This is a genomic window from Streptomyces sp. BV286 (genome assembly GCF_019090165.1).
Taxonomy (GTDB): domain Bacteria; phylum Actinomycetota; class Actinomycetes; order Streptomycetales; family Streptomycetaceae; genus Streptomyces.
On the sequence record NZ_JAHRIB010000073.1, the window covers coordinates 1 to 26,299 of the forward strand.

The window sequence follows — 26,299 nt, forward strand, 5'->3', positions numbered from 1 at the left end:
GCCGGCCGGTGGCGCGCGGGCCCCGGGACCTCGGTGGCCGTCCCCCCGGTTCCCCGCACCTCCTCGGCCCTCTCCAGCAGGCGCGCGGCCGCCGTCGTCGCCGGGGTGAGGGCCTCCGGGGAACGCAGGCGGACCAGCAGGGCCAGGCTCTGGCCGGTGGGTTCCCAGGGGAGGGCGCACAGGGCGGTGGCCCCCGGGATGGTGCGGACGGACGGGGTGTCGTCGGGGTCGGCCGACGGCCAGGGGGCCACACAGACCAGCGTGTGGAGGCCCTCGCCGCGGGGCCCGAGGGCCGTGCGCAGTTCCGTCACCGCCATGTCCCGCTGCCACCCGCTCCCGGCGGTGAGGACGGCGCGGAGCTCGCGGCTGAGGTCCGCGCCCGCCTGGGCCTCGTCCGCGAGGAGGTCGCCGATGCGCGGCGTCACCTCCATGGCCGCGGCGAGCTGGCGCTCCGTGGGGCCCGGCTCGTCGGCCAGGAGCCACACATAGCCGAGGGCGACCCCCCGATGGCGTACCGGGAGGCACACACGGCCCCGGTGGACGCCCGCCTCCGGGGTCGGCGGGATGCGCACCGGACCGGTCGCCCGCGTGATGCCGAAACTCTCGAACCACGTGCGGACCGCCGCCGTGGAGCGGCGCGTGAGGATCGAGCGGGTGCGCACGGGGTCCAGCGCGGAGGCGTCGAGCTCGCCCTCGCTGTCGTACGCGCCGAAGGCGATCAGCTCGAAGTCGCGGTTCTCCAGCGTCGCGGGGGCGCCGAGGAGCTCCGAGATCTCGTCGACCAGTTCCTGGTAGTCACCTTTGTGTTCCGGCGTCACCCGGGCATTCTCCCCCATTTTCCCGCGCCTTCGTACATCTGTCTGAGATCCAGGGCACGGATGCGTGACAGCTGTCGATGGCCGACGATCGGAGCGATCCTTAGGTTTCACGGTGGTTCTCCGTGCCGTATCCGACCGCCGCACATGGCGGGTACGGCCTTCCGCCGGCCTTGTTGTGGAGGTGCCCCGTGCTGGGACCCGTGATTCTCGCCGCCTCGCGCAGCGACCGGATGCGCCGTCTGATCTCGGCGGCCCCGGTGACCGGGCCGGTCGTCGACCGCTTCATCCCGGGCGAGAGCGTCGACCAGGTCGTGCCGATCATCCAGGACCTCGCGGGCCGGGGTCTGGAGCTCACCATGGACGTCGTCGGCGAGGACATCACCACGCCCGAGCAGGCCTCCCTCGCCCGGGACGCCTATCTGGAGCTCATCGACCGTCTCAAGGGGCTGGACCTCGGGACGCGGGCCGAGATGTCCGTGAAGCTGTCCATGTTCGGGCAGGCACTCCCCGGCGGTCACGAGATCGCCCTCGCGAACGTCCGTCCGGTCGTCGAGGCCGCCGCGGCCATCGGTACGACCGTCACGCTCGACGCCGAGGACCACACCACCCTCGACTCGATGTTCGCCATCCACGAGGAGCTCCGGAAGGACTTCCCGGAGACCGGCTGCGTCATCCAGTCCTACCTCTTCCGCACCGAGGCCGACGCCCGCCGCCTCGCCGCGAACGGCAGCCGCGTACGGCTCGTGAAGGGCGCGTACAAGGAGCCCGCCGAGGTCGCGTACCAGCGGAAGCCGGAGATCGACAAGGCGTACGTGCGGGTCCTGCGCATCCTGATGGAGGGCGACGGGTACCCGATGGTCGGGTCCCACGACCCGCGTCTGATCTCCATCGCACAGGAGCTGGGCCGGCGCGCCGGCCGCAAGCCGGACGAGTACGAGTTCCAGATGCTGTACGGGATCAGGAGCGACGAGCACCTGCGGCTCGCCGCCGAAGGGCACCGGATGCGCGTCTACACCGCGTACGGCACCGACTGGTACGGCTACTTCATGCGCCGCCTCGCCGAGAAGCCGGCCAACCTCCTCTTCTTCGGACGCTCGATCCTCACCAAGAGCTGACCACCAGAGCCGAGAACAAGGGCACGAGCCCCGAAACACCCGCTCACTAAGGAGTCACGGAACTCATGGACGCCGTCACCCAGGTCCCCACCCCCGTCAACGAGCCGGTGCACGGCTACGCCCCCGGCTCTCCCGAGCGCGCCCGCCTGGAGGCGAAGCTCAAGGAGCTCGCCGAGAACCCCGTCGACCTGCCGATGACCATCGGCGGCGAGAAGCGGATGGGCGGCGGCGAGCGCTTCGACGTCGTACAGCCGCACAACCACAAGGCGCGGCTCGGCACCTACGCGAACGCCACCCAGCAGGACGCCCAGGACGCGATCGACGCGGCCCTCGCCGCCGCGCCCGCCTGGCGCGCGATGTCCTTCGACGACCGCGCCGCGATCATCCTGCGCGCCGCCGAACTGCTGGCGGGCCCGTGGCGCGAGACCCTCGCCGCCTCGACCATGCTCGGCCAGTCCAAGACCGCCCAGCAGGCCGAGATCGACTGTCCCTGCGAGCTCGTCGACTTCTGGCGCTTCAACGTCAAGTACGCCCGTGACCTGCTCGCCGAGCAGCCGCCGGCGAACTCGCCGGGCGTGTGGAACCGCCTCGACCACCGCCCGCTCGAAGGCTTCGTCTACGCGATCACGCCGTTCAACTTCACGGCCATCGCGGGCAACCTGCCGACGGCCCCGGCTCTCATGGGCAACGTCGTCGTCTGGAAGCCGTCCCCCACGCAGACCCACGCCGCCGTGCTGCTCATGCAACTCCTGGAGGAGGCGGGCCTGCCGAAGGGCGTCATCAACCTCGTCACCGGCGACGGCATCGAGGTCTCGAACGTCGCCCTGGAGCACCGCGACCTCGCCGGCATCCACTTCACCGGCTCCACGAAGACCTTCCAGTACCTGTGGAAGACGGTCGGCAACAACATCGAGAAGTACCGCACGTACCCGCGCATGGTCGGCGAGACCGGCGGCAAGGACTTCGTCGTCGCGCACCCGAGCGCCGACCGTGCGATCCTCAAGACGGCGCTCACCCGGGGCTCCTTCGAGTACCAGGGCCAGAAGTGCAGCGCCACCTCGCGCGCCTACATCCCCGCCTCCATCTGGAACTCCGGTTTCAAGGAGGAGTTCGCGGCCGAGATCGACGGCATCACGATGGGTGACGTCACCGATCTGTCGAACTTCATCGGCGCGGTCATCGACGAGCGGTCCTTCGCCAAGAACAAGGCCGCGATCGACCGGGCCGTCGAGGACCCGAGCTGCACGATCGTCGCGGGCGGCACGTACGACGACTCGGTCGGCTACTTCGTCCGCCCGACCGTCGTGGAGTGCTCCGACCCGGCCAACGAGGTCTTCACCACCGAGTACTTCGGCCCGTTCCTCGCCGTGCACGTCTACGAGGACGACCAGTACGAGGAGATGCTGACCCAGATGGAGTCGGTGTCGGACTACGCGCTCACCGGCTCGGTCGTCGCGGGTGACCGCGCCGCCGCCGCGTACACGATGGACAAGCTCCGCTACGCGGCGGGCAACTTCTACATCAACGACAAGTCGACCGGTGCCGTCGTCGGCCAGCAGCCCTTCGGTGGCGGCCGCGCGTCCGGCACCAACGACAAGGCGGGCGCCCCGCAGAACCTGATGCGCTGGACGCTGACCCGCGCCATCAAGGAGACGCTGGTCCCGCCGACCGACTACCCGTACCCGCACATGGGCTGAGACGTCCCCGAACACGGGCAGACGTCTCACTGAACCGCCCCCGCCCCGGACGCATCCCTCCGGGCCGGGGGCGGCGTGCGTGCGCGACCGCCCCCGCGCGAGCCCTGGCCGAAACCACCGGCGCCCCCGCGCGGGCGTTCCTTCGCGCGGGGGCGCCGGTCGGGCGGGCGTCAGCGGTCGCAGCTCGTGCGGCCCGGGTACCAGCGGCAGGCCAGCGCCGCGAAGCCCCCGTCCGCCACCACCGGCACGGTGAGGGTGCCGCCGCCGCGGACGACGTGCGGTGCGCGGACCAGCCCCGACGGACCGTCGGTGACGGTCTCCACGAGCCACCTTCCGGCCCCCAGGCGCATCGGTACGTCCACACTCCGGGCCGCGCCGGCGATCGTGCCGCCGACGAACCAGCGGCCGTCGGACGCTCGGCGGGCCAGGACGGCGGAGCGCCCCGGGTCGCCGGTGAGCAGGCGTGTCTCCTCCCAGCCGGTGGGCAGTTGCTCCAGGTAGCGGCGGGCCTGAGGCCGGGCGTCGTACGACTCCGGGGTGCCGGCGAGGTTCTGGATGCCGGACTCGTAGAGGACGGTCAGGCCCAACTCACCCGCGTCGGAACCGGCGTTGGGGCGGAACGGACGGTGGAAGGCGCCCGGGGTGAAGTCCATGGAGCCGATGACGTTGCGGGTGAAGGGGAGCACGGCGAGCTGCTCGGCGGTGTTGTTGCGCTTCTCCTCGCCGCCGACGCCCTCCAGGGTCATCACGTGCGGCCAGGTGCGCTGGATGCCCTTCGGGATCGTGGAGCCGTGGAAGTTGACCAGCAGGTGGTGCTTCGCGGTGGCCGCGAGGATGTCGTCGTACCAGGCCATCCGCTCCTGCGACTCCGAGTCCATGAAGTCGATCTTCACGCCCTTGACGCCCCAACGCTCCAGCGTGGACAGCCACTTCTCCCGTTCGGCGGGGTCGGTCAAGAGGGTGTAGTGGAGCCAGACGTGGATGCCGACACCGCGCTCCTCGCCGTGGCGCACCAGGTCGGGCATCCAGCTGTTCGTCTGCCAGTCGGGGTCGATGACCTCCCACTCGCCGGGCTTGAAGTACCAGCCCGCGTCGACGACTTCGTACGGCCAGTTCCGCTCGGCCGCGTAGTCGACGTACTTCTTCTGCGCCGCCAGACTCTGGCCCGCCTCCTTGCCGCCCGCCAGCCATGTCCACAGGGCCGCGCCGGGCTTGATCCACGAGGTGTCCCGGACACGGGACCCCGCAGCGAGGTCGTCGGTGAACGTCGACTCGGTGACCGTCGCGAGATCGCCGGTGACCACCGCGCGCCAGGGGGTCGTGAGCCTGCCGGACACCTGGACCGGTTCGTCGTTCCACAGACCCACGCCGAACGTCGGCGAGCCTGCGGTGTGGGTGAGGTGGGCGCCCGCGTAGCTGCCGGAGAGGTCCGACTCGGCGATCAGCGCGTGGCCGCCGTCCGTCGTGAACAGGGCCTGCATCGAGTACGCGCCCGCCGGCGCCGAGGCCGCCGACGGGTAGCGGGTGAAGGGGAGTTCGTTGTCCGCGCGGTAGCGGCTGACGACCGCCTCGGCGGTGGCGGGGAGGGTGAAGGCGGAGGCCTCCCGGACCACGTCGCCCTGGTCGTCGGGCAGGACGTAACGGTAGGCGACGCCGTCCCGGGCGACGCGGGTCAGCAGGTCCATGCGGGCTCCGGCCGCGGTGCGGAAGCGGAAGCGGGACTCGGTCATCCGCACCGATCGCTCGCGGGACTTGCCCGTCGGGACGGTGTAGCGCTCGGTGACCGTCCGGTCGGAGCGGCCGGTGAGGGTCAACCCCCGGGAGAAGTCGGCCCGTTCGGTGACCAGGCCGAGGGGGGACGGTTCGAGGACCGTGCGGCCGGCACGTCCCACCGCGAGGGCCGGGCGGCCGTCCGCCGGGTCCAGGGAGACCACCGCCGTGGGGGAGCCGTGGGGGCCGCGGACCTCCCAGGAGGTGGCGGGCGCCGCGTTCTCCGCGCGGGCCGGGAGCGTCGCCGCGGCGGTGGCGAGGAGTGCGGAACAGAGCGTCAGTGCGATCGTGCGGGTCCGGGATGGGACCGCCATGTGGAACCCCTCCTGTCGAAGTCATCCGATGACTGACCGGTGAATGTGAGAGTGGAGGGGGTATTGGGGCATGTCAAGGAATCCGACAGCATCAGACATCGGATTGCTGATGCATCGTTCAGTAAGAGGGGAGGTAAGGCGGGTCGCAGGCTCCCCTTCGCGGCTTCCCGCGTGGCCGAGGGCGAGGGGCAGTGCGTCCGCGATGGTGGAGCGGCCGACCGCTCCACACCGTAAGCGCAGGTCAGAGCGGTGTGACCCAAGTCGCCGTCTCAGATAGTAGGAAGTCCGAGTAACTGTGCAGACAGATGCGCGGTCCTCACCTAGCTTTGTAGGAGCCGAACGTCTCGCTAGACCAAGCGAATGGCGGTCGTGAGCCGGAGCCCCTGGCAGGCAACCCCTGCGGCACCGCTCCCCGCCCCATCCGGCGTCTCGTAAATCCCTCATCGCACTTCCGGCGGCCGCTGCCGGAGGCAAGGAGTCGATTCACCATGGCCGAGACGACCGTCCGCCGAGTCCGTCACGTCTCCCGTACGAGCGAGTCCGACCGCAAGAACGCCGCAGCGGCGCTGCAGCGCGCCCTCGACCGCAGGGACAACGGCGGTTCGACGGGCCACTGAGCGCCGTCGGCCACTGCCGCAGGAGCCGGGAGCCGCACCCGCACGGGGTGCGGTGCGGGGCCTCACGCCCCGCGCCGCACCTCGAAGTGGTCGATGCGCCTGCCGCTCTCGGCGAGCGCCGACACCTTGAGCCGGGGAGCCGGTCCCGTCTCCGCCTCCACGGAGAGGAACGAGTAGCCGGTGTACCGCACCCGTGACCACTCCACGGTGTCCGGGTTCTGGTCGCGCGACCTGGTCCAGTGGTAGGTCTCCACGGACTCCCGGTCGGCGATCTTCCCCTCGTGGCTGTCCTTCACCCCCGAGGGGAAGCTGTACAGGCTCTTGCCAGCGCCGCCGGCCGTGACGTACACGATCCCGTCCCGCGTCGGATCGGTCGACGCGCCGACCGGCACCGGCCTGCCCACCGCGCCGTTCCTGATGGCGTCGGTCCGCTCGTACACGTGGTTGTGGCCGTTGATCACCAGGTCCACCTGGTGCTTGGTGAACAGCGGCAGCCACGCGTCCCGTACGCCGCCGTCCGAGGCGTGCGTCGACGTCGAGTAGGCGCAGTGGTGGAAGAAGACGACCACGAAGTCCACCTCCTTGCGCAGTTCGCCGAGCCGCCTGTCGAGCCACGCCGTCTGACGGCCGTCCGAGTAGCCCTTGTTGGCGGGAATCTCGTACGACACGTCGTTCGCGTCCAGGGCCACGATTCCGACGTTGCCGTAGGTGAAGGAGTAGACGCCCGGGGCGTTCTTCGCGTCGAAGCCGTTGTCCGGGAGCGAGAAGCGCGCCGACTGTCCGCCGTACCCGTTCGGCGAGTACCACGCCTCCATGTCGTGGTTGCCGGTCGTCACCATCCACGGAACCGTCTTCGCCACCGTCTCCGTCTGTTTGAGGAACAGGTCCCAGGCAGAGGGGTCGTAGCTGTCCGACTCCTTGCCGTGGCCCGTCACGTCCGCGTAGCAGATGTCGCCCGCGTGCAGGTGGAAGGCCGGTTCCCGGCCGAGGATGAGCTTGTCGTTGGCGAGCGCGTCGGGCGTGACGCCCTGGTCGCCGAACGCCGTGAAAACGAATTTCTCCGCGCGGGCCGGGGCCGTGGTGAACGAGCCGACCGTGGAACGCCGTTCCCTGGACGCCGGGTCGAACCCCTCGTGACCGACGCCGTAGTAGTACGTCGTCCCGGGCCGCAGGCCGTCGAGTGCCGCGTGCAGGTAGTACTGGTCGAGGGCGAGCCGTATGCCTTCGAGTCCGGGCGTGTGCAGGCCGCGGACCTCGGCGTCGATCTTCCGGCTCAGCTCCGAGGGCCGCAGCCCCACCCGCACGTACGGCTTCCTGACCGCGAGCGGCACCTGCCAGGAGATCCGCATCTGGGTCTTCGGGTCCGCGCCGAAGGCGAGATGACGGCCGAAGGGCATGACGACCGCTCCGTCCACCCGCTCGGCGGAAGAGGCCGAGGTGGACGAGGGAGAGGCCGTCCGGCGCGCCGTGTCCGTACCCGGGGCGGAACAGCCGGTCAGCAGCCCGCCGGCCACCGCGCCCGCACCCACCAGGGCGCGGCGGCGGGAGAACTTCGTCCGCAGGTACTCGTACTGCTCCGCCATGCTCATCCGGCGTGCGAGACGCGGCGGGATGCCGACGTCGGGGACGGGGGGTCCGGGGGGCGTCCCCCAGGAAGGCGCGGTCATGACGGTGAACTTCCCAGCACGCCCCAACAACCGCCATACGTACAGGTGAACGGGAACCGACAGATTGATGCGCTCCCCTCGGGCGGACGCCCGGCGATGTCCGTATGGCGGACGCACCGTGTCATCCCGTGGGACGAGGAGTAGGGTGCCGACATGTCTCGCAGCATCAATCTCGCAGTGATCCCCGGTGACGGCATCGGCCAGGAAGTCGTGGCCCAAGGCCTGAAAGTCCTCTCGGCCGTCCTCCCGCAGGATGTGAAGCTGGAGACCAAGGACTTCGACTTCGGTGCCCAGCGCTACCACGCGACCGGTGAGACCCTCACCGACGCCGACCTGGACGCCCTGAAGAAGCACGACGCCATCCTGCTCGGCGCGATCGGTGACCCGTCGGTCCCGTCCGGCGTCCTGGAGCGCGGTTTCCTGCTCAAGCTCCGCTTCGCCTTCGACCACCACGTCAACCTGCGCCCGTCGAAGCTCCTGCCGGGTGTCGCCACCCCCCTCGCGGGCCAGCCGGAGATCGACTTCGTCGTCGTCCGCGAGGGCACCGAGGGCCCGTACACCGGCAACGGCGGCACCATCCGCAAGGGCACCGAGCACGAGGTCGCCACCGAGGTCTCCGTTAACACGGCCTTCGGTGTCGAGCGCGTGGTCCGGGACGCCTTCGCCCGCGCGCAGGCCCGCCCCCGCAAGAAGCTCACGCTGGTCCACAAGAACAACGTGCTGACCTTCGCGGGTCACCTGTGGACGAACGTCTTCAACAAGGTGGCCGAGGAGTTCCCCGAGGTCACCACGGACTACATCCACGTGGACGCCGCGACGATCTACCTCGTCACGGACCCCGCCCGCTTCGACGTGATCGTCACCGACAACCTCTTCGGCGACATCATCACCGACCTCGCCGCGGCCGTCTCCGGCGGCATCGGCGTCGCCGCGTCCGGCAACATCAACCCGAGCGGCGAGTTCCCGTCGATGTTCGAGCCGGTGCACGGCTCGGCCCCGGACATCGCCGGCCAGGGCAAGGCCGACCCCAGCGCCACCGTCCTGTCCGTCGCCCTCCTGCTGCGTCACCTCGGCTTCGAGGCCGAGGCCGCCCGCATCGAGGACGCCGTCTCCGTCGACCTCGCGGAGCGCGGCACCACGGCCCGCACGACCGAGGAGATCGGCGACGCGCTCGCCGCCCGAGTATCCGGCTGACCCGCCGGTACCACCCCAGCCGCCGGGTCGCATCCGCACCCGGCGGCTTTTCGTATGCCTCGCCGGGTGCCACCATCAACCCCTGGGCCGCATTCACACCGTTTCGCCCCCCGAGGCCTCCATGGCACGGGTGGTGACCCCATTCGGCTCGTCTCGCGCGATAATCGAACGCGAAGCCGCGGAATGAGGGAATGCTCGGACGTCCTAACACTGGCCACTGGCAGTACAGGCGTGAGCGCGGCCCGACACACACAACCGGTGAAGGACACCACTCATGACGACGCCCACGATCGAGCTCAAGCCCTCCTCGACCCCGCTGTCCGAAGCGGACCGCGAGGCGATCCTGGCCGGCCCCGGATTCGGCCGCCACTTCACCGACCACATGGTGACGATCAAGTGGACGGAGGGCCGCGGCTGGCACGACGGCCAGCTCGTCCCGTACGGCCCGCTCGCCCTCGACCCCGCGACGAGCGTCCTGCACTACGCGCAGGAGATCTTCGAGGGCTTGAAGGCCTACCGGCAGCCCGACGGCTCCGTCGCCACGTTCCGTCCGGACCGCAACGCCCTGCGTTTCCAGGCGTCCGCCCGCCGGCTGGCCATGCCCGAGCTGCCCGTCGAGACCTTCATCGAGGCCTGCGACGTGCTGATCCGGCAGGACAGCGCGTGGGTGCCGGCGCACGGCGGCGAGGAGTCGCTCTACCTGCGCCCGTTCATGATCGCCACCGAGGTGGGCCTGGGCGTGCGGCCCGCGAACGAGTACCTCTTCCTGGTCATCGCCTCTCCCGCGGGCGCCTACTTCCCCGGCGGCGTGAAGCCCGTCTCCATCTGGCTCTCCGAGGACCGGGTGCGCGCCGTTCCCGGCGGCATGGGCGACGCCAAGACCGGCGGCAACTACGCCGCGTCCCTGCTCGCGCAGGCCGAGGCGGCGGCGAAGGGCTGCGACCAGGTCTGCTACCTCGACGCCGTCGAGCACAAGTGGGTCGAGGAACTGGGCGGCATGAACCTGTACTTCGTGTACGGGGACAGGATCGTCACGCCCACCCTCACCGGCTCCATCCTGGAGGGCGTCACCCGCGACTCGCTCCTGTCGGTCGCCCGTGACCTCGGCTACCGGTCGGAGGAGGCCCGCGTCTCCAGCGAGCAGTGGAAGCGGGACGCCGAGAACGGCACGCTCACCGAGGTCTTCGCCTGCGGCACCGCGGCGGTCATCACCCCCGTCGGCACCGTCAAGAGCCACGCGGGGGAGTGGCAGCAGAGCGGTGGCGGACCCGGCGAGGTGACGGTCAGGCTCCGCGAGGCGCTCCTCGACATCCAGCGCGGTGTCGCCGAGGACAAGCACGGCTGGATGCACAACCTGGGCTGACCTGCCCCGAAGCGCTTTCCCGCCCCCGCCCCCGCCGAAACGGGGCGGGGGCTCTTTCCACGGCCCGGCAGGACCGCCCGGCACAGTCGGGTAGAACGTACGAGTGAACGAAATATCCTGTGCCGCCTGCGGGCGCCGGCTGACCGCACCCGTCCGGCGACTCGACGAGACGCCCGAGCGCCAGGCCTGGGACGGCGAACCCGACGCGGAAGGACGCCGGCACGGTCCGGCGACGGTGCCGCGCGGTACCTACGTGGTCGATCCGCAGCCGTTCGGGGCGCCCTACGAACCGTACGAGGGCGACGAGGACGCGTACGACGGGGTCGTGCCCGGCGGCATGTGGATGTCCGACGAGCGGGGCTCGCTGATCTCCACCGGACCGCGCGACACGTACGTCCTGCACCCGCTCGACGTGGTCGACCTCGACTTCCACCCCGACACCTCCCGATGGGGCGGCTGCTGCGGCGCGAGCCCCTTCCTCGGGGTCAACCGCGTCTGCTCCTGCGGCGCCGAGGTCGCCGTCGAGGCCAGTGACTGCTCCGGCGGCTACGAGACCCGGCTCGTCCCGGACGCCGTCCGGGTGGAGGCCGCCGGCTGATCGCCCGCCGACGCGACACCGGTCGTCCCGCCGGTATTCGATGGCCGCCGGCCCTCCCGGACGCCTGACACCCCGTCCGGGTTGTACTCAATCCGACCGATTGACCCGTCCGCTCGTGGTGCGTTTGCATGGCCGTGGGCCCCGGCTTCGGGCCGGGGGAGAAGTGACCACGGGGAACACGGGGAGAACCATGACCACTGCACAGAGGGCCGCGCTCGGCGCTGCCCTGATCATCGGGCTGACCGGCGTCGCGCTGCCCGCGTCCGCCGCGCCGCAGCCCGCGCCGCGCACCGAGAAGGCCAGCGTGGCCCCGGACGGCACCGACGGGGACGGCTGGTCGACGGCCAGGGGGCTCAGTGCCGACGGACGGTACCTGGCCTTCGTGTCGCAGGCGGCCAATCTCGTCGCGGACGACACGAACGGCGAGAGCGACGCCTTCGTGCGGGACCTGCGCACCGGTGTCACCCGGCGGGTGAACACCACGGCGGGCGGCGGCCAGAGCGACGCCCGCGTCTTCGACCTCTCACTCAGCGCCGACGGCCGCTACGCGGCGTTCGGTTCGGACGCGACCGACCTGGTCCCGGGCGACACGGGCGGTCGCTCGCACGTCTATGTGAAGGACCTCCGCACCGGCGCGATCGAGCGGATCGAGGACGGGTTCGCGCCCGGCTACGACACCGCCGGGGCCCCCGTGATCAGCGCGGACGGCCGTTATGTCGCCCTCGTCGCGAGCCGCTCGGAGCTCTCTCCGGAGGCCGACGGGGACGGCCGGGTCTACCGGGTCGACCGCAGGACGGACACGGCGGTCCGGGTCAGCGAGGTGCCCGACCCCGATCGGCGCAGGTCCGTCACGAACCTCTCGATCAGCGCCGACGGCAAGCGGGTCGGCTACCAGTTCTTCGTGCCGTTCCCCTCCCGCGGGGACTGGAGCGACATCCACGTCCGCGACGTACCGAGCGGGAAACTGTGGCAGGTGGACAAGGCGCCGGACGGTGCGGTCTCCGACGGCCAGTCCGAGTACTCGTCCCTCAGCGCGGACGGCCGCTACGCGCTGTTCCGCTCGCTCGACTCCCAGCTGACACCGGGCGACACCAACGGCACCCAGAACGCGTTCATCCGCGATCTCAAGACGGGTGACCTGCGGCGGATCGACGCCGCCGACCCCGCGGAGGCGACCGGCTCCGCCGCGCTCAGCGCCGACAACCGGCATCTCACCTTCGTCGCGTCGGCACCGGCCGCCGGTGACCACACGACCCACGTGTACGTACGCGATCTGCGGACCGGCGCCACCGAGCTGGTCAGCGCCGACACCGAGGGCGGACCGAACGACGACGAGGCGCACTCGCCGGTGATCGACGCGCAGGGCCGCCGGGTGGCGTTCAGCTCCTCCTCGGCCGACCTGGTGCCCGGAGACAGCTACGACCACCAGCACGCGTACGTCCGCCACCTGCGCTGAGACGGGCCGCGCCCGGCGGACGGTCGCGCCGAGTGACGTGACGTTCGCATACTGAGACACCCGTGGGCGCGGGGGCGGTGCTGTGCCAGACTGCCTCCGTGCTCTCGTTCGCCACGATTATTGGCAGCAGGCGCGCCGGTCCGCAGTGACCGCCCCGTACGACCACGTACAGGCGGCCACCCTCGCCCTGACCCGCGCGCAGACCTCTCGCACCCGCGAGAGGTTTTTCTGTTTCACGGCCCACCTTCAGCCGGAACCGGAGCGCGAGAGATCATGGACGGTGGAGCCGGTCATTCCGGTAGACCGAATCCGATACAGGAGCCACAAGAGATGACGGACGCAACCGACGAGAATCGCGACTCCTCCCGTCGCGGTCCCTCCCGCGTCGACGACGACTTCCACGTCTTCGACACGACGCTGCGCGACGGTGCGCAGCGAGAGGGCATCAACCTCACCGTCGCGGACAAGCTGGCCATCGCACGGCACCTGGACGACTTCGGCGTCGGCTTCATCGAGGGCGGCTGGCCGGGGGCCAATCCGCGCGACACCGAGTTCTTCGCCCGCGCCCAGCAGGAGATCGACTTCCGGCACGCCCAGCTCGTCGCCTTCGGTGCCACGCGCAGAGCCGGCGGCAAGGCCGGCGAGGACCCGCAGGTCAAGGCGCTGGTCGCGTCCGGCGCGCCCGTCGTCACGATCGTCGCCAAGTCCCACGACCGGCATGTCGAGCTGGCGCTGCGCACGACCCTCGAGGAGAACCTGGAGATGGTCCGCGACACCGTCTCCTACCTCCGCTCCCAGGGCCGCCGCGTCTTTGTCGACTGCGAGCACTTCTTCGACGGCTACCGGGCGAACCCGCAGTACGCGAAGGCGGTCGTCCGGGCGGCGTCGGAGGCCGGCGCCGACGTGGTGGTGCTGTGCGACACCAACGGCGGCATGCTGCCCGCCCAGATCCAGGCCGTCGTCGCCACCGTCCTCGCCGACACCGGCGCGCGCCTCGGCATCCACGCCCAGGACGACACGGGCTGCGCCGTCGCGAACACCCTCGCCGCCGTGGACGCGGGCGCGACCCACGTCCAGTGCACGGCGAACGGCTACGGCGAGCGCGTCGGCAACTCGAACCTCTTCCCGGTCGTCGCGGCCCTTGAGCTCAAGTACGGCAAGAAGGTCCTTCCCGAGGGCGCGCTGTCCGAGATGACCCGTATCTCGCACGCGATCGCCGAGGTCGTGAACCTCACCCCGTCCACGCACCAGCCGTACGTCGGAGTCTCGGCCTTCGCCCACAAGGGCGGCCTGCACGCGTCGGCCATCAAGATCGACCCTGCCCTGTACCAGCACATCGACCCCGAGCAGGTCGGCAACACCATGCGGATGCTCGTCTCCGACATGGCGGGCCGCGCCTCCATCGAGCTCAAGGGCAAGGAACTGGGGGTGGACCTGGGCGGCGACCGCGAGCTGATCGGCCGCGTCGTCGACCGGGTCAAGGCACGCGAGCTCAAGGGCTACACGTACGAGGCCGCGGACGCCTCCTTCGAGCTCATGCTCCGGGAGGAGGTCGAGGGCAGGGCCCGCAGGTACTTCGAGGTCGAGTCCTGGCGCGCCATCGTCGAGGACCGTCCCGACGGCAGCCACGCCAACGAGGCCACGGTCAAGCTCTTCGCCAAGGGCGAGCGGATCGTCGCCACGGCGGAGGGCAACGGTCCCGTCAACGCCCTCGACCGGGCCCTTCGGGTCGCCCTGGAGAAGCTGTACCCGCAGCTCGCCAAGCTGGAGCTGGTGGACTACAAGGTCCGCATCCTGGAGGGCAAGCACGGCACGCAGTCCACGACGCGGGTCCTGATCTCCACGTCCGACGGCGCGGGCGAGTGGTCCACGGTCGGCGTCGCCGAGAACGTGATCGCCGCGTCCTGGCAGGCACTTGAGGACGCCTACACGTACGGGCTCCTGCGGGCCGGGGTCGAACCGGCCGAGTGACCCGGTGCCGGGTGCCCCCGGGGCGGGGGATCGCGGACGGTGTCCCCGAGCGGTGACGGAACGGCCGGTGGCGGCGAGGGCGGCGGGGGCAGGGCAACCCCCGCCGTGGCCCGCGGCGTTCACAGGTTGAACGACAACCGGCCGGATTCCGGCGGGAGTTGCCGTCGAACCGGTTCTGGCGTGAACTCTTGACGGCTCCTCGGGGCACCAGTTGACTCACGGCGTGATCTAAGTCGTACGAGAACTCAGACATGAGGCAACAAGACTTACGAGAGCCGAGGGAAGGTCCATGCGAAGAACCGCCCTGCTCGTCTCCGCCACCCTGCTCACCGGTCTGCTCCCGTTCGCCACTGCGGCACCCGCCGCCGGAGCGGCCGACCCGGCACCCACCCCCGTCGACAACTTCGAGGGCGAGGTGCCGTTCGCGAACCCGCCCGCCGAGGGCATCTTCACCTGGGGCAGCGACACGGACGACCCGCCCACCCTGGAACTCGCCGCCCGCGACGACGCCCCGCAGGGCGACAAGGTCCTCGCCGGCACGTACGACATCAGCGGCTACGGCGGCTTCACCCACGACTTCGCCTTCGACGCGCCTGCCCACGACTGGTCCGCGCGCAAGGGCATCCGCTTCTGGTGGGACGGCCGCGACAACGGCAAGAAGGTCAACTTCGAGCTCAAGGACGGCGGCGCCAACGGCGAGGCCTCCGAGCTGTGGACGACGTCCTTCACCGACGACTTCACCGGCTGGAAGCAGCTGGAGATCCCCTTCACCGACTTCACCTACCGTACGGACTACCAACCCGTCGGCGGCATCGACCAGGTCCTCGGCCTCACCGAGATGTGGGGGTACGCGCTCACACTCCCGGTCGGCGTCAAGGACCGGTTCGCGATGGACGGCGTGGAGCTGTACGGCAGGGCCGACCAGTCGCTGCGGGCCAACGTGGTCACGGACGCCGCCGTGTACCCCGTGAAGGAGGGCCGCGCGGCCTCGGTGAAGATCACCGTCGCCACCACCGGCTCCGCGCCGATCGAGGAGCCGGTCACCGTCGCGTACGAGACGGCCGGCGGCACGGGGGAGCCCGGCAAGGACTTCACCCCGGTCGAGGGCGAGCTCACCTTCCCCGCGGGCACGGCCTCCGGCACCTCGCGGACCGTGACGGTGGCGACCCTGCGCGACGGCGCGGACGAGTCGGCCGAGACCGTCCCGCTGAAACTGACGGTCACCGGCGCGAAGCCGCCCGCCGAGAACCCGCAGGTGGTCGTCGACGCCCACGGACTGCCGTATCTGGACGCCAAGTTGCCCGTGAAGAAGCGTGTCGCCGACCTCCTCTCCCGGATGTCCCTCGCGGAGAAGGCCGGGCAGATGACCCAGGCCGAGCGCGGCGCGCTCACCGCGCCGGGCGACATCGCCGCGTACGACCTCGGCTCACTGCTCTCCGGCGGCGGCTCCACGCCGACCCCGAACACGGCCGGGGCCTGGGCGAAGATGATCGACGGCTTCCAGCTCCGGGCGCAGGCCACACGGTTCCAGATCCCGCTGATCTACGGCGTGGACGCGGTGCACGGCCACAACAACCTCGTCGGCGCCACGATCATGCCGCACAACATCGGCATCGGCTCGTCGCGCGACCCCGAACTCGCCCACGAGACGGGCAGGGTGACCGCCGCCGAGGTCCGCGCCACCGGCATCCCGTGGGACTTCGCGCCCTGCCTGTGCGTGACGCGCGATGACCGCTGGGGCCGGACGTACGAGTCGTTCGGCGAGGACCCGGCGCTCGTCGAGTCCATGGAGACCGTCATCCAGGGCTTCCAGGGGGCGCCCAGCGGCAAGGACCTCAAGAGGAACGACAAGGTCCTCGCCACCGCCAAGCACTTCGTCGGTGACGGCGGCACGGAGTACGGCTCGTCCACGACCGGCACGTACACCATCGACCAGGGCATCACCAAGGTCACCCGCAAGGAACTGGAGGCCGTCCACCTCGCGCCCTACCAGGACGCCGTGGACCGGGGCGTCGGCACGGTCATGCCCTCCTACTCCTCGCTCGACGTCCTCGGCGACGCCGAGGGGCCCGTGAAGATGCACGCCGACGCGGCGATGATCAACGGCGTGCTGAAGGGCCGCATGGGCTTCGACGGCTTCGTGATCAGCGACTGGCAGGCCATCGACCAGATCCCCGGCGACTACGCGAGCGACGTCCGTACGTCGGTCAACGCCGGCCTGGACATGATCATGGTCCCGTACGCGTACAAGGACTTCCACAGGACGCTGACGGACGAGGCGACCGCGGGCCGGATCACCGGGAAGCGGATCGACGACGCCGTGTCCCGCATCCTCACGCAGAAGTTCCGGCTCGGCCTCTTCGAGAAGCCGTACGCCGACACGAGCGGGGCCTCGGCGATCGGCTCGGCAGAGCACCGGGCCGTGGCCCGGGAGGCGGCCGCGAAGTCGCAGGTCCTGCTGAAGAACGCGGGCGGAGTGCTGCCGCTGAAGAAGTCGCAGAAGGTCTACGTCGCCGGGTCCAACGCCGACGACATCGGCAACCAGAGCGGCGGCTGGACCATCACCTGGCAGGGCTCGTCCGGGAAGACCACGGACGGGACGACGATCCTGGAGGGGATGCGCAGGGCCGGGGGCCCGGTCACGTACTCCAAGGAGGCGACCGCGCCGACGGACGGTCACGACGTGGGAGTCGTGGTCGTCGGCGAGACCCCGTACGCGGAAGGCGTCGGAGACGTCGGCAACGGCCACGACCTGCTGCTCTCCGCCGCCGACCGGGCCGCCGTCGACACGGTGTGCGGCGCCATGAAGTGCGCGGTGCTCATCGTCTCCGGCAGGCCGCAGCTCGTCGGCGACCAGCTCGGCGACATCGACGCCCTGGTCGCCTCGTGGCTCCCCGGTTCGGAGGGCGACGGCGTCGCGGACGTCCTCTACGGGAAGCGGGCCTTCAGCGGACAGCTGCCCGTCACCTGGCCGAAGTCGCAGGCCCAGCTGCCCATCAACGTCGGCGACGCCTCGTACGACCCGCAGTTCCCGTACGGGTGGGGCCTCACGACACGGACCAAGGTGCCGGAGGGCGGCCGGACCACGCTCAAGGCCCTCGCCGTCGCCGCGGCCCTGGCCGAGAGGACCGGCTCACAGGAGGCGGGCCGCGTGATCGTCACCAAGGCACGGCTGCTCGTCCAGCAGAAGGTCGGCCAGGACATCACGGCCGCGGTCGCGAAGCCCTTCGCCGATGCCGACCACCTGCTGCTCACCGGGCGGTACGGGGAGGCGGTGGCGAAGCTGACGGCCGCGTACTCGGCGGCCTGACCGGGCTCCCGGTGGGTGCCGCGCACCGCGCGGCGCGCGGCACCCACTGGGCCGGAGTCCTGACAGGGGCAGGCCCGCGGGGGCGGCGGCGGAACGGACAGGAGGGGCGGGCCGCCAAAAGCGGCGGCCAGGAGTAGCTTCGAAGGTATGAAGGCCGCACTGACACGAGGACTGTCCGTACTCCTGATCGCGTTCGCGGCCTTGGCGGTGCTGTCCGTCGGGGCCACGGACGCCCGCGCCGCCACGGACGTCTCGACGGTGGCGGACGCCCTGCGGGAGAGTCCCGTGTACGTCGATCCGTCCCTGTCCGGGCAGCTGTCCGACGCGGACGCGGACGCCCTGGCCGAGAAGATCGAGCGGGCGGACAAGCCGGTCTTCGTCGCCGTGCTCCCCGCGGACTTCCCCAAGGAGAACCTCTTCCGGAACCTGCGCACCGCCACCGGCATCACGGGCCTGTACGCGGTCCGGGTCGGCGACGACTTCGACGCGAAGGCCGACTCCTCGGTCCTGCCGGTCGACGGCGTACGCAACCTTGTGACCAGCGTCCAGGGCGAGAGCACGAAGGCCCAGCTGGACGACTTCACGGACCGGGCCCTCGCCAACGTCGGCGGCTCCGCGCCCAGCGGCTGGAGCGAGGGCGGTGGCGGCGTCGACACCGGCGCCCTGATCGGGGTCGGCGCGGTGGCCCTGGCGGGCGGCGCCGGCGCGTACACCCTCGTGCGGCGCAACCGCCGCAGGAAGGACGCGGAGCGGCGGGCCGCGCTCGACAAGCTGCGGGTCGTCGTGGACGAGGACATCACCGCTTTCGGCGAGGAACTCGACCGGCTCGACTTCCACCCCGCGGAGCCCGGCGCGGACGACGCGATGCGCGCCGACTACGAGCGTGCCCTCGACGCGTACGACAAGGCGAAGTCCTTCATGGCGGCGGCCACCCGCCCCGAGGAGGTGCGGGCCGTCACCCAGTCCCTGGAGGACGGGCGCTTCTCCCTCGCCGTGCTCGCCGCGCGCCGCGAGGGAGCGCCCGTCCCCGAGCGGCGGGCGCCCTGCTTCTTCGACCCGCGCCACGGGCCGTCGGTCGCCGACGCCACCTGGACGCCGCCGGGCGGGGCCACCCGCGAGGTGCCGGTCTGCGCCGCGGACCGGACCCGGCTGGACGACGGCCACGACCCCGCCGTCCGGGAGGTCGACACGGACGCGGGCCGCCGCCCCTACTGGGACGCGGGCCCGGCGTACGGCCCCTGGGCGGGCGGCTACTTCGGCGGAGGCATCCTGCCGGGCCTGCTCGTCGGCACGATGCTCGGCTCCATGATGGCCGGGCCGGCGTACGCGGCCGACTACGGCTCCGGGTACGGGGACTTCGGCGGTGGAGGGTACGAGGGCGGGGACACGTCCGGTGCCGACTTCAACTCCGACGACTTCGGCGGAGGGTTCGGCGGAGGCGACTTCGGGGGCGGCGGAGACTTCGGCGGGGGCGGGGACTTCGGCGGGGGTTTCTGAGCCCTCCCGCATCGGCCCGGCGGTCCGCGACTCGGGCGGCCGGAGTACGACACGCCTTCGGGCCCGGCGCGGTTCTGGCGCCGGGCCCGAAGGCGTCGTGGTCATTCAGCTGAGCTGAGCTGAGCTGAGCGGGACGGGGCTCGGGGTGCGAGGCGTATCGCGGCGCGTCCCCCGCGCCCCCGTCCCGGGGGTCAGAGTGTGGCTGCCGCCGACGCGATGGCGGACGAGAAGGTCGAGACCTCGCTGTAGACACCGGGGGCATTGGCCCCGGCGCAGCCTATGCCCCAGCTGACGATGCCGACCTGGACCCAGGCGTTGGCGTTGTCCTTGCGGAACATCGGGCCGCCGGAGTCGCCCTGGCAGGTGTCCACGCCGCCCGCGGCGAACCCGGCGCAGATCTCCTCGTTCGCGACGAGACCGCTGTACCCGCTGTAGGAGCGGCAGGTGGCGTCGCTGACGAACGGCACGTTGGCCTTCAGCATGTAGCGCTGCTGGGCGCCGCCCTCCCGGGCCGCACCCCATCCGGCGACGGTGAAGGTGCCGGTGTTGTACTGCGTGGTGGTGGCGATCTTCAGCGTCGGCAGGTTGATGGGCTGCGCGAGCTTGATGAGCGCCCAGTCCTTGCCGGTGCCGTTGTAGCCGGGGGCCCGGTAGATCTTGGTGGACCTGACCTGGACCCGGCCGGCGGTGGACTGGAGGTCCACGACGCCGGCGGTGGCGGTGATGCTCGTGTTGTTGCCGGTGGCGCCCACACAGTGCGCGGCGGTGAGCACGATCTGCTGGGTGTAGAGCGCGCCGCCACAGCCCATGGAGAGCCGGACCATGAACGGGAACTCGCCCTGCGCGGCACGGGTTCCGCCGACGACCGGCGCCGGGGCGGCCTGCGCGGGGGAGACGGGCTGAAGGCTGACGACCGCGAGGGCGGCCGCGCCGGCGACCGCGCATCTCTTGAGCGTCTTGAGGAGGTTCTTCAACGTGATGCCTTCCGTGGGGGGTGGAAGTGACAGGCGCATGCCAAATCCAGAAGAAAAAGTCACGTCGTACCTGGCATGAGCCGGTCATTTTCTGTTGAGGGATTATGCGAACGCTGTGAGCGCCGCCACAAGGGGTGGGAACCAGCCGCTCCTATCCGGTCAGCCGGTGCTCCCCGACCGCGGCACGACCAGACCCGTCTCGTACGCCATGACCACGGCCTGCGTCCGGTCGCGCAGTCCGAGCTTCGCCAGGACCCGGCTGACGTGGGTCTTCACCGTCTCCTCGCCCACGTGGAGGCGTCCGGCGAGCTCGGGGTTCGACAGCCCCTCGGCGAGCAGTCGCAGCACCTCGGTCTCGCGGGGGGTGAGGGCGGCGAGCGCGTCCCCGTCCGGCCGGTCCGGCGCACGGGGTCTCAGCCGCGCGAACTCCGCGATGAGCCGGCGGGTCACGGCCGGCGCCAGCAGGGCATCCCCGGCGGCGACGACCCGCACCGCGTCGAAGAGCCGCTCCGCGGTGACGTCCTTGAGGAGGAAGCCGCTCGCCCCGGCGGTGAGGGCGTCGTACACGTGCTCGTCGAGGTCGAAGGTGGTGAGGATCAACACGCGGGGCGGGTGGGCGGGTTCGGCCCGGCGCATCAGCTCCGCGGTGGCCTGGATGCCGTCCGTCACCGGCATCCGTACGTCCATCAGCACCACGTCCGGCCGCTGTTCGCGGCACACGCGGACCGCCTCGGCGCCGTCCCGGGCGGTGCCCACGACCTCGAAGTCCCGCTGGGTGGCGAGGAGTCCGGCGTATCCGGCCCGGACGACCTCGTGGTCGTCGGCGACGACGATGCGCACGGGCCCGCCCTCGGTGGCCGGTCCGGGAGCCTCGGCGGCCGCTCCGGAATCCGGCGGGGCGGCTGCCGCGGAGCCCGGCACGGCGGCTGCCGTGGAACGCCGCGCGGTGGTTCCTGCGGGGTCTGTCACGCCAGGGCCTCCGCCCGTGTCGGGAGCCGTGCCTCGACCATGAAGCCGCCACCGGGTGCGGGCCCGGTGCGTAGGGTGCCTCCCACGGTCGCCGCCCGCTCCCGCATGCCGAGGAGGCCGTGCCCCGCCCGGTCCGCGGCGTGGGCGGGACCGGACCCGGGACCGGCGCCGGGCCCGGGGCCCGGGCCGTTGTCGCGCACACGGATCTCCAAGTCGTCTTTTCCGTAACGGAGTTCGACGTCGACGGCGGCTCCGGGAGCATGCCGGCGGACGTTGGTCAGCGCCTCCTGGACGATACGGAACGCGGTGACCTCGATCCCCGGGTCGAGCGGCGCGACCGTGCCGCTGACGATCAGCCGGGTGCCGGAACCCGCGGCGTCCCGGGACTCGTCGATCAGCTCCATCAGCTGGCGCAAGCCCGGCTGGGGGCGTCGGGTGACTCCCGCGTCCGCGTCCTCGCGCAGCACCCCGAGCAGCCGCCGCATCTCCGTCAGCGCGGCCCGCGCGGTGTCCCCGATGGCCAGCAGCCGGGTCGCGCCGTCGGCGGGCATCCCCTGCGTGGTCAGCCGTGCCGTCTCGGCCTGCACGGCGATCATCGAGATGTGATGCGCGACGACATCGTGCAACTCCCGCGCGATACGGGCCCGTTCGCCCCGCGCGGCGTGCTCGAGGAGCGTGTCGGCGAAGGCCTGCTCCGTCGCACTGTTGGCCTGTGCCGTGGTCCGTACGTGCCGGGTGATGCCGGTGGCCGCGGCGGCGGAGCCGAGCGTGGCGAGCAGGACGGTCACGACGCGGACGGTGGAGCCGCCGGAGCCCGCGGCGGCCGCCACGGCCAGGCCGACGTACGGGAGTACGAGGAGGCCGCTGAGCAGGGAAGCCCCGGCCCGTCCGAGCAGGTGGACGGCCGCCAGCTGGGCCACCGATCCCGAGAGGGTCAGGACGTGGAAGGGTTCCAGGGCCAGGACGCAGGCGGTCGTGAGCGCGATCGCGGCGGCGTTGCGGGTGCCCGCACCGCGCTCCGGCGCGAGGAGGAGGCCCACCGGCAGGGTCGTGCACAGGGTGAGCAGCACGGCGAGCGCGAGGTTGCCGCGCAGGCCAGCGGCTCGTACGAGGATCTCGACGCAGGCGAGCAGCGCGAGACCGGCGGAGAACACGAGGGGGGAGAAGGGGGAGAGGGGCCCCGGACCGGCGGAGGGTCGGGGCACGACGGAGAAGCGCCCGGCGAAGGAGACGAAGGAGACGAAGGAGACGAAGGAGGCGAAGGAGGCGAAGGAGGCGAAGGCGGTGGCCGAGGCGGTGGAGGAGGCGAGGGCGGGGGTGCTCGTGCCGTGGGAGGCGTCCCCCGGGGCGCGGGCGGCACGGGCCGTTCGAGCGGCACGGCCGCGGGCGGGGAGCCGACCGCCGCCGGACGCCCTCCGACGGAGCGGTACCAACTGCCTCACTCTGCCCGCGAGTTCCGCGGAATCCGGGACCGCCCTCGCCGCTCTCACCTCGTCCTTCTCGTCCACGCCCGCCATTGTGCCGTCGTCGGCGCCGGACCGCGTCCCCCTGGTCAGCCGTGCGCGAGTCCCCCACACGAGGGATACCGTCCCCCGGGCCGGGGGCGGCGAAGACCGCTCGCGGCCGGGACGACGCCACGAAGGACGGTCCCTAACCTCGCTGAGCATGGACGCAACCATCGAAGTCCTCGACCTGCACAAGAGGTTCGGGCGGACCGTCGCCGTCGACGGGCTCTCCTTCACGGTCGAACCGGGCCAGGTCACCGGCTTCGTCGGCCCCAACGGGGCGGGCAAGTCGACGACCATGCGGACCGTACTCGGTCTGGACGCCCCCGACACGGGCACCGCCCTCATCGGCGGCCGCCCCTACCACGACCTGCGCGCCCCCCTGCTGGAGGTGGGCGCGCTGCTCGACGCGGCCGCACTGCACCCGGCCCGCCGGGGCCGCGACCACCTGCGGTGGCTGGCGCACTCGCACGGCCTGTCCCTGCGCCGGGTCGACGAGGTGCTCGAACAGGTCGGCATGGCGCAGGGGGCGCGCCGCAAGGCGGGCGGCTACTCACTCGGCATGCGCCAGCGCCTCGGCGTGGCCGCCGCGCTCCTCGGGGACCCACCCGTCCTCCTGCTCGACGAGCCGGTCAACGGCCTCGACCCCGAGGGCATCCAGTGGATCCGCGGCCTGCTGCGGAGCCTGGCTGCCGAGGGCCGGGCCATCCTCGTGTCGAGCCACCTCATGAGCGAACTGGAGGACACCGCCGACCACTTGGTGGTGGTCGGCCGTGGCCGCCTGATCGCCGACACGGCCGTCGCCGACCTGCTGGCCGCGGCGTCCGGCGACCGCGTCGCCCTGCGCACGAGCGCGCGTACCGAGGCGATGGAACTGCTCACCGGCCGGGGCGGCACGGTCGCCGTCACCGGCCGGGACACCCTCACCGTCACCGGGCTGCCGTCGGAGCGGATCGTGGCACTCCTCGCCGAGGCCGGGATCCCGTTCGCCGAAGTGGGCGCCCACCGGGCCACCTTGGAGGAGGCGTACATGGAACTGACCCGCGACGCCGCGGAGTTCACCTCCACCGCGAACGGCGGGGTGGCACGATGACCGCGCCTGCTACGCACGCCCCCTACCGTTCCCGGCTCCAGCCGGGCCGGGCCGGGTTCGTCCGGCTGCTGCGGGCGGAGTGGAGCAAGTTCTGGACCGTGCAGAGCTGGCTGCTGATCCTCGTGCTGGCGGTCGCCGCGACCGTCGGCATCTCGCAGCTCGGCGCGAGCGGCACCACCGACGACCCCAACGGCGGGCCCAGATCAGCCTTCGCGCCCGACGGCACCCGCGTGGACGACAGCTTCCGCTTCGTCCACCGGCCGCTCACGGGGAACGGCAGCGTCACGGTCCACGTGTCCGGCGTCGAGGGACAGGCGGACCGCTCTCCCGAGCCGTGGGCGAAGGCCGGCGTCATCATCAAGTCGAGTACGGAACCCGGCAGTTCGTACGTGGCCCTGATGGTGACGCCGGACCACGGCGTCCGCATGCAGTGGGACTTCACCCACGACCGGGCAGGGTCGTCCGCCACCGCTCGCTGGCTCAGGCTGACGCGTTCGGGCCAGGAGCTGACCGGCTACGAGTCGCCGGACGGCCGCAGGTGGACGAAGATCGCGACCGTACGCCCGGCGGACCTTGCGAAGACGGCCCGCGCGGGTCTGTTCGTCGCCACCCCGGCCCATCGCACGCTGCGCCGCTCCTTCGGAGGCACCTCCGAGACCGCGGGTAGCGCGACCGCCACCGCGGCCTTCGACCACGCCGGGCTGCGCGGCGCCACCGCGGGCACCTCCTGGACCAGCACCGACGTGGGCGCCCCCGATCCGGAGGACCCGGACCTCCCGGAGTCCGGCCCGGCCCGGCCGGTGCCCGGCAGCACACAGATCACCGGCGGCGGCAGCTTCACGCTCACCGGGCAGGGCGACATCGCCCCGGACCAGACCGGTGGTGACACCGTCCAGATGAGCTTCCAGGGCGTCTTCGTCGGCGTGCTGTTCATGGTGACGCTCGGCGCGCTCTTCCTCACCGCCGAGTACAAGCGGGGCATGATCCGTACGACGTTCACGGCGAGTCCGCGCCGGGGGCAGGTCCTGGCGGCGAAGGCCCTGGTGATCGGGGGAGTGACGTTCACAGCGGGGCTCGTGGCGGCGGCCCTGTCGTTTTCGCTCGCGCAGGACCGGCTGCGCTCCAACGGGTTCAGGCCTCCCGCGTACCCGGACCTCTCCCTGCTGGAGGGACCCGCCGCCCGGGCGATCGTCGGCAGCGCGATCCTGCTGTCGCTGGTCGCGGTCCTCGCCCTGGCCCTGGGTGCGGTACTGCGCAGCAGCGCGGGGGCGATCACGGTGGTGGTGGTCCTGGTGATCCTCCCGCAGATCCTGGCGTTCGCTCTGCCCCTGCCGGTCGCCGAGTGGCTGCTTCGGCTGACTCCCGCGGCGGCGTTCGCGATCCAGCAGGGGGTCACCTACTACCCGCAGGTGGCCCACAACTGCCTGCCGGAGAGCGGCTGTTACCCCCTGGATCCCTGGAACGGCCTGGCGGTGCTGTGCGCGTACGTGGCGGTGGCGCTGGCGCTGGCCGTTCGGCGCCTGCGCGGGAGGGACGTGTGAGCCGCCCGGCGGTGCTCGGGCCGCTCCACGCCGAGTGGACCAAGTTCCGTACAGTGCCCAGCAGTTGGTGGCTCCTGGCGGCCACCGTGGCTCTCACGGTCGCGGTCGGTGCGGCCGCGGCGGCCTCCGTCGGCACCGGCCTCTGCGCGTCGGCGGAGGCCTGCCGCGAGGACACGGTGAAGCTGAGCCTCACGGGTGTCTGGCTCGGCCAGGCGGCGGCCCTGGCCCTCGGCGCGCTGTCGATGGGCGCGGAGTACGGCACCGGCACGATCCGTACGACACTGACGGCCATGCCGCACCGGGTGCCGCTGCTCGCGGCGAAGGCGGCCGTCCTGGCCGCCGCGACCGCGGTGGCCGCAGCGGTGGCGGTCCTCGCCTCCCTCTTCCTCGGCAGGCTCCTCCTTCCCGGTGACGTCTTCACCGCGGAGTCCGGCTACCCGCTGCCGTCCCTCGCCGACGGACCCACCCTCCGCGCGGCCTTCGGTTCGGTCCTCTGCCTCACCCTGATCACCCTGCTGGGCCTCGGGCTGGCCGCCCTGCTGCGGGACAGCACCGGCGCCGTCACCGCGGGCCTCGGCCTGCTGTACGTGGTCCCGGTGGTGGCGGACCTCCTGAGCGACCCGGCCTGGAGCCGTCGTCTGGAACGCTGGGCGCCCATGCCGGCCGGCCTCGCCATCCGGGCCACGAAGGATCTGTCCCGTTTGCCGATCGGCCCGTGGCCGGGCCTCGGCGTCCTGGCGGCGTACGCGCTGGGCACCCTCCTCGTCGCGGCGGCGGCGTTCAGGGCCCGGGACGCGTAGGGGAACGTATGGCCGGGAGCCGGACGGAGC

At 71.8% G+C, this 26,299-nt stretch carries 19 protein-coding genes; 13 read left to right on the plus strand and 6 right to left on the minus strand.

Translation table 11 applies throughout. The features are described from left to right. Positions 1 to 818 (minus strand): PucR family transcriptional regulator (locus KUF83_RS10540; RefSeq protein ID WP_374106037.1); only part of this gene is annotated, 818 nt, incomplete at its 3' end. Between the two features lie 188 nt (positions 819 to 1,006). Here KUF83_RS10540 and KUF83_RS10545 point away from each other — a divergent pair. Together KUF83_RS10545 and pruA are read left to right on the plus strand one after the other, a co-directional pair. Continuing rightward, a complete protein-coding gene (locus KUF83_RS10545) occupies positions 1,007 to 1,933 on the plus strand; it encodes a proline dehydrogenase family protein (protein WP_217454353.1) in 927 nt (308 codons plus the stop codon). A gap of 65 nt (positions 1,934 to 1,998) precedes the next feature. Beyond that, complete coding sequence (gene pruA, locus KUF83_RS10550) at positions 1,999 to 3,630, plus strand: L-glutamate gamma-semialdehyde dehydrogenase (RefSeq protein ID WP_217454354.1); 1,632 nt, start codon at positions 1,999 to 2,001, stop codon at positions 3,628 to 3,630. 170 nt (positions 3,631 to 3,800) lie between these two features. Here the strand turns inward: pruA and KUF83_RS10555 are convergent, their stop codons facing one another. Beyond that, positions 3,801 to 5,714, minus strand: a complete 1,914-nt coding sequence (locus KUF83_RS10555) for a glycoside hydrolase family 97 protein (RefSeq protein WP_217454355.1) — start codon at positions 5,712 to 5,714, stop codon at positions 3,801 to 3,803. A 488-nt stretch (positions 5,715 to 6,202) separates the two neighbouring features. Here KUF83_RS10555 and KUF83_RS42590 point away from each other — a divergent pair, with 488 nt between their 5' ends. Continuing rightward, complete coding sequence (locus tag KUF83_RS42590; RefSeq protein ID WP_269252186.1) at positions 6,203 to 6,331, plus strand: hypothetical protein; 129 nt, start codon at positions 6,203 to 6,205, stop codon at positions 6,329 to 6,331. Positions 6,332 to 6,393: 62 nt separating this feature from the next. On the opposite strand, the gene KUF83_RS10560 is transcribed toward KUF83_RS42590, so the two are convergent. Further along, complete coding sequence (locus KUF83_RS10560; RefSeq protein ID WP_217454356.1) at positions 6,394 to 7,998, minus strand: metallophosphoesterase family protein; 1,605 nt, start codon at positions 7,996 to 7,998, stop codon at positions 6,394 to 6,396. 153 nt (positions 7,999 to 8,151) lie between these two features. On the opposite strand from KUF83_RS10560, the gene KUF83_RS10565 reads away from it, so the two are divergent. From KUF83_RS10565 to KUF83_RS10595, 7 genes are all read left to right on the plus strand, one after another. Next, the gene (locus tag KUF83_RS10565) at positions 8,152 to 9,192 is read left to right on the plus strand and encodes a 3-isopropylmalate dehydrogenase (protein ID WP_217454357.1); all 1,041 of its coding nucleotides are present in this window, start codon (positions 8,152 to 8,154) and stop codon (positions 9,190 to 9,192) included. Between the two features lie 274 nt (positions 9,193 to 9,466). Continuing rightward, on the plus strand, positions 9,467 to 10,555 hold the full coding sequence (locus tag KUF83_RS10570; RefSeq protein ID WP_217454358.1) for a branched-chain amino acid aminotransferase: 1,089 nt from the start codon (positions 9,467 to 9,469) through the stop codon (positions 10,553 to 10,555). Between the two features lie 103 nt (positions 10,556 to 10,658). Beyond that, a complete protein-coding gene (locus tag KUF83_RS10575; protein ID WP_217454359.1) occupies positions 10,659 to 11,153 on the plus strand; it encodes a hypothetical protein in 495 nt (164 codons plus the stop codon). Between the two features lie 190 nt (positions 11,154 to 11,343). Continuing rightward, entirely contained in the window at positions 11,344 to 12,609 is a 1,266-nt protein-coding gene (locus KUF83_RS10580; RefSeq protein WP_217454360.1) for a hypothetical protein, read from the plus strand. Between the two features lie 330 nt (positions 12,610 to 12,939). Continuing rightward, entirely contained in the window at positions 12,940 to 14,580 is a 1,641-nt protein-coding gene (gene cimA, locus KUF83_RS10585; protein WP_217454361.1) for a citramalate synthase, read from the plus strand. A 289-nt stretch (positions 14,581 to 14,869) separates the two neighbouring features. Then, entirely contained in the window at positions 14,870 to 17,890 is a 3,021-nt protein-coding gene (locus tag KUF83_RS10590) for a glycoside hydrolase family 3 N-terminal domain-containing protein (protein ID WP_217454362.1), read from the plus strand. A gap of 147 nt (positions 17,891 to 18,037) precedes the next feature. Then, entirely contained in the window at positions 18,038 to 19,387 is a 1,350-nt protein-coding gene (locus KUF83_RS10595) for a hypothetical protein (RefSeq protein WP_217454363.1), read from the plus strand. Positions 19,388 to 19,578: 191 nt separating this feature from the next. Here the strand turns inward: KUF83_RS10595 and KUF83_RS10600 are convergent, their stop codons facing one another. From KUF83_RS10600 to KUF83_RS10610, 3 genes are all read right to left on the minus strand, one after another. Then, a complete protein-coding gene (locus tag KUF83_RS10600; protein WP_217454375.1) occupies positions 19,579 to 20,361 on the minus strand; it encodes a trypsin-like serine protease in 783 nt (260 codons plus the stop codon). 159 nt (positions 20,362 to 20,520) lie between these two features. Next, complete coding sequence (locus KUF83_RS10605) at positions 20,521 to 21,201, minus strand: response regulator transcription factor (protein WP_308402966.1); 681 nt, start codon at positions 21,199 to 21,201, stop codon at positions 20,521 to 20,523. A gap of 125 nt (positions 21,202 to 21,326) precedes the next feature. Next, a complete protein-coding gene (locus tag KUF83_RS10610; protein WP_308402963.1) occupies positions 21,327 to 22,838 on the minus strand; it encodes a histidine kinase in 1,512 nt (503 codons plus the stop codon). Between the two features lie 157 nt (positions 22,839 to 22,995). Between KUF83_RS10610 and KUF83_RS10615 the strand changes: the two genes are divergently transcribed. From KUF83_RS10615 to KUF83_RS10625, 3 genes are read left to right on the plus strand one after another with little or no spacing between them, the layout of a single operon-like run. Then, positions 22,996 to 23,928 (plus strand): ABC transporter ATP-binding protein, encoded by a 933-nt coding sequence (locus KUF83_RS10615; protein ID WP_217454364.1) that lies wholly within the window; start codon positions 22,996 to 22,998, stop codon positions 23,926 to 23,928. Continuing rightward, positions 23,925 to 25,469, plus strand: coding sequence for an ABC transporter permease subunit (locus KUF83_RS10620; RefSeq protein WP_217454365.1), 1,545 nt, complete (start codon positions 23,925 to 23,927; stop codon positions 25,467 to 25,469). The genes KUF83_RS10615 and KUF83_RS10620 overlap by 4 nt, the downstream gene beginning before the upstream one ends. Continuing rightward, positions 25,466 to 26,269 (plus strand): ABC transporter permease subunit, encoded by an 804-nt coding sequence (locus KUF83_RS10625; protein WP_308402964.1) that lies wholly within the window; start codon positions 25,466 to 25,468, stop codon positions 26,267 to 26,269. The genes KUF83_RS10620 and KUF83_RS10625 overlap by 4 nt, the downstream gene beginning before the upstream one ends. Positions 26,270 to 26,299: the final 30 nt, after the last annotated feature.